The organism is Staphylococcus sp. 510, from assembly GCF_057219715.1.
This window is the reverse complement of sequence record NZ_JBXVVK010000035.1, coordinates 1-3,635: the sequence shown is the minus strand read 5'-3', so window position 1 is coordinate 3,635 and position 3,635 is coordinate 1. Positions and strand designations below refer to the sequence as shown.

Annotated in this window: 2 protein-coding genes and 2 pseudogenes; 3 read left to right on the top strand and 1 reads right to left on the bottom strand. The window is 27.4% G+C overall.

The window, feature by feature from the left end:
* Positions 1 to 1,005 precede the first annotated feature (1,005 nt).
* Positions 1,006 to 1,182, top strand: a pseudogene (locus AC2D8K_RS12415) (amino acid ABC transporter permease); the annotation flags it as partial.
* A gap of 50 nt (positions 1,183 to 1,232) precedes the next feature.
* Here AC2D8K_RS12415 and AC2D8K_RS12410 read toward each other — a convergent pair.
* A pseudogene (locus AC2D8K_RS12410) lies at positions 1,233 to 1,367 on the bottom strand (urea transporter); the annotation flags it as partial.
* A 93-nt stretch (positions 1,368 to 1,460) separates the two neighbouring features.
* On the opposite strand from AC2D8K_RS12410, the gene AC2D8K_RS12405 reads away from it, so the two are divergent.
* Together AC2D8K_RS12405 and AC2D8K_RS12400 are read left to right on the top strand one after the other, a co-directional pair.
* Positions 1,461 to 1,979, top strand: coding sequence for a type 1 glutamine amidotransferase domain-containing protein (locus AC2D8K_RS12405; RefSeq protein WP_002451448.1), 519 nt, complete (start codon positions 1,461 to 1,463; stop codon positions 1,977 to 1,979).
* A 315-nt stretch (positions 1,980 to 2,294) separates the two neighbouring features.
* Positions 2,295 to 3,635: excinuclease ABC subunit UvrA (locus AC2D8K_RS12400; RefSeq protein WP_484698809.1), on the top strand; the 1,341-nt coding region annotated here is incomplete at its 3' end.

Below are 3,635 nucleotides of genomic sequence, written 5' to 3'. Positions count from 1 at the left end.
TATATTCCACACCATTATTTTTTAGAGTATCAATAACTATGTTAGCTGCATTATAATTTTTATTAGCCATTTACATTCATTTCCTTTCAAGTTTTACATTACATGTCTATATCTACTAGTTGTATACATATTCAATGAAATACATGTAATTTGTTTGTATCTACATTATAACTCCATTTTAAACATGAATAAAAATACTTATTTACGATCCTAATTATTCCTTTATTTCATACTTTCATTACTATTAATAAATTATATGGGGGTGGAACAATAGATATAACATATACTTCGTTGTTTTAGTGAATCCATATTGATTCTTTTAAATATATAAAAGTAAAAATAGTATATAGTCAGTGCACTTTATAATTTAATGAAAGAAGTTGAATGATAAAATTTGAAAGGGCTCATTATACTGATACGATAATCTTTTTGATATCAGAAATCTATGAAAATATTTGAAATTAAAGTCATGTAAGTGAATTATCAATATAACTTTTAAAATAAGAAAAACTTCTTAATGTATAAATAGTAAAAAAGCTGCCTAAATACAAAGACGACTTTTACAACTTCATTATGTTTGAAAGGCATTAGATAAAGGAAATATTATTAAAAAGCAAAGAATGATAAAAAATTATTAGGTCACATTAGATTTATCTATACTATTTAATTATAAAATGAATAAGTATATTTAAACATAATATAGGATATTAAAGTTTATACAAAAAGGAGTTTTTCTATTATTTATATAATTTGTATAATTCTAATGTTGGTTGCCATTGGCGCTTTTTTAAAAAACATTATGAGTAGAAGGAAAAGCAAAGTTTTCGATATTGTAGCTATTACTACCTTTTTAATAGCTTCGATTTTACTTTTAATTTATGAAATTTTTATTGATTAAATATGAAACTTTATTTCGATAAAAATATTTATATTAATAATAGTAATATTATTTCTCTAATTATATTTAATTCCTTTTGACTTGGGAAATCAATAACTCTTTTATTTGCTTTTGCTGCCCAAGTAACAGAAATAATGGCAATTAGTACTGAAATGGCTAATGAAGGCTATCAATTTGTACCAGTTTATACGGTTGCTGTAATATTTTATTGGTCATTAGCGATTATTATTGAGCTCATCTTCCATAAGCTAGAACACCATACATTTCATTATTTAGTGTCATAAATTAAAACTCTGGAACACGCTTTTGAATAAGCGTGTTCCAGAGTTTTTAATTAATTCTTATTCTCAATATTTCTATGAGGACGACCAGCAAATAACATAATCCAAGTTGTTAGAATAAATGGCATCGTCAATGATGGTAAACCAATGAGTTCAAGCATTGTATTCAAACCTAAATTCAATAGAACAGTTAATAATAAACCTTATATGTTTAACCTCCCTACTTCTTGGTGTATATAATATCTAGATAAAAAATTATAATTGAAAGGTAATGATGGTATATGACTAAAAAAATAGCAATCATTTTAGCAGATGAATTTGAAGATATAGAATTAACTAGTCCAAAAGAAGCACTAGAAAATGCTGGGTTCGAAACTGAAATTATTGGAGATACAGCAAAACAAGAACTTGTTGGTAAACATGGTGAAAAAGTAACTGTAGATATTAGCATTTCAGATGCAAAACCAGAAACTTATGATGCTTTATTAATCCCTGGTGGATTCTCACCAGACCATTTACGTGGTGATGAAGAAGGGCGTTATGGTACCTTTACTAAGTACTTTACTCAAAATGATGTACCAACATTTGCGATTTGTCATGGCCCACTTTTACTAGTTGATACTGATGATTTAAATGGACGTACAATAACTGGTGTTATCAATGTACGTAAAGATTTATCTAATGCGGGTGCACAAGTTGTCGATGAATCAGTTGTAGTAGACAACAATATTGTAACAAGTCGCGTACCAGATGATTTAGATGATTTCAATAGAGAAATTATAAAACAATTAGAAGCATAGTTTTATAATATTAATCAATATTCCGTATATTTAGTGACTATCGACAAAGTTATAAACTTTGTCGATAGTTTTTATTGTTATGTCTTTGTATAAAGAAAAAGTATTGTAAAAATAAATAAGATTAGTTTCTTTAAGATACTTCTCAAAAATCATATGATAAAAACTATATTACATATAATAAAAATATTTAATTATTATTTTTGACTAAATGGAACATTTGTATTTTAATATTAACCTATTCTAGAATTGTACTAATATTTTAACTTCACTTATATTATTAATGGATAAAAATTACAATGGAGGATAATTAAATTTATGAATGATATTACCATTATAGGAGCTTCACAAAATAATTTAAAAAAGATAGATATAAGTATCCCTAAACATTTAATTACAGTATTTACCGGGCGTTCTGGTTCAGGCAAGTCATCATTGGTTTTCAATACAATAGCTGCTGAATCTGAACAACTTTTAAATGAAAGTTACTCTAGCTACATTCAATTCCACTTAAATCAGCAGCCTAAACCAAAAGTAACAGAAATTAAAAATCTTCCTGTAGCAATGACGATTAGTCAAAAAAGATTTAATGGTAATTCTCGCTCTACTGTAGGTACAGTATCTGATATATATTCTTCTGTTAGATTATTATGGTCAAGAATAGGTGAACCTTTTGTAGGTTATTCAGATTCCTTTTCATTTAACAGTCCAAACGGCATGTGTAAAACATGTGAAGGATTGGGTTACATTGAAGATATTAATTTAAATGAGCTCTTAGATTGGAACAAATCTTTAAATGAAGGTGCTATTAATTTTCCTTCTTTTGGACCTGATAAAGAAAGAGGGAAAGCTTATCGTGATAGTGGTTTATTTGATAATGACAAAAAATTAAAAGCATATACAAAAGAAGAATTAGATTTGTTTTTGTATCAGGAACCAATAAAATTAAAAAACCCCCCCGAAGAATGGAGGAAATCAGCCAAATATGTGGGACTTATACCTAGGTTTAGAAGAATATTTTTGGGGGATAAAGAATTTAACAAAAAACGTTACGCTAAGCATCTTAAAAACGTTGTAGAAAATAAAATTTGTCCAACTTGTAATGGTCAACGTTTAAATTCGAAAATTTTGAGTTGCAAAATTATGGGGAAAAATATTTCAGATTTTACACAAATGACTGTTAAAGAAAATTTAGTATTTCTTAATAAGTTAAACAACCCAACAGCTCAATTTATTATTGAACCACTTCGAAAGCAATTAGAATCACTTGATTATATAGGGTTAAGTTATTTAACTCTTAATCGTGTAACCACTTCTTTATCAGGTGGAGAAGCACAACGTCTTAAATTAATACGACATTTAAACAATTCACTATCTGATTTGATTTATATTATTGATGAACCCAGTATTGGTTTACACCCAGAGAATATCACAAAAATAAATGAAATTTTAAAATCTTTAAAAGATAAAGGTAATACAGTATTAATTGTAGAACATGATCCTGATGTAATTAAAGAAGCTGATTATATTATTGATATGGGGCCAAGTTCAGGAGATCAAGGTGGAGAGATAACGTTTGAGGGAACATACAAAGAATTATTGTCTTCAGACACATCTACTGGGGAGGCACTACGTATCAAACATCACTTAAAAAATGAT

Bases quoted from the DNA above. Each gene is read 5' to 3' on its own strand.
- AC2D8K_RS12405 (WP_002451448.1), top strand. From the start codon at position 1,461: ATGACTAAAAAAATAGCAATCATTTTAGCAGATGAATTTGAAGATATA.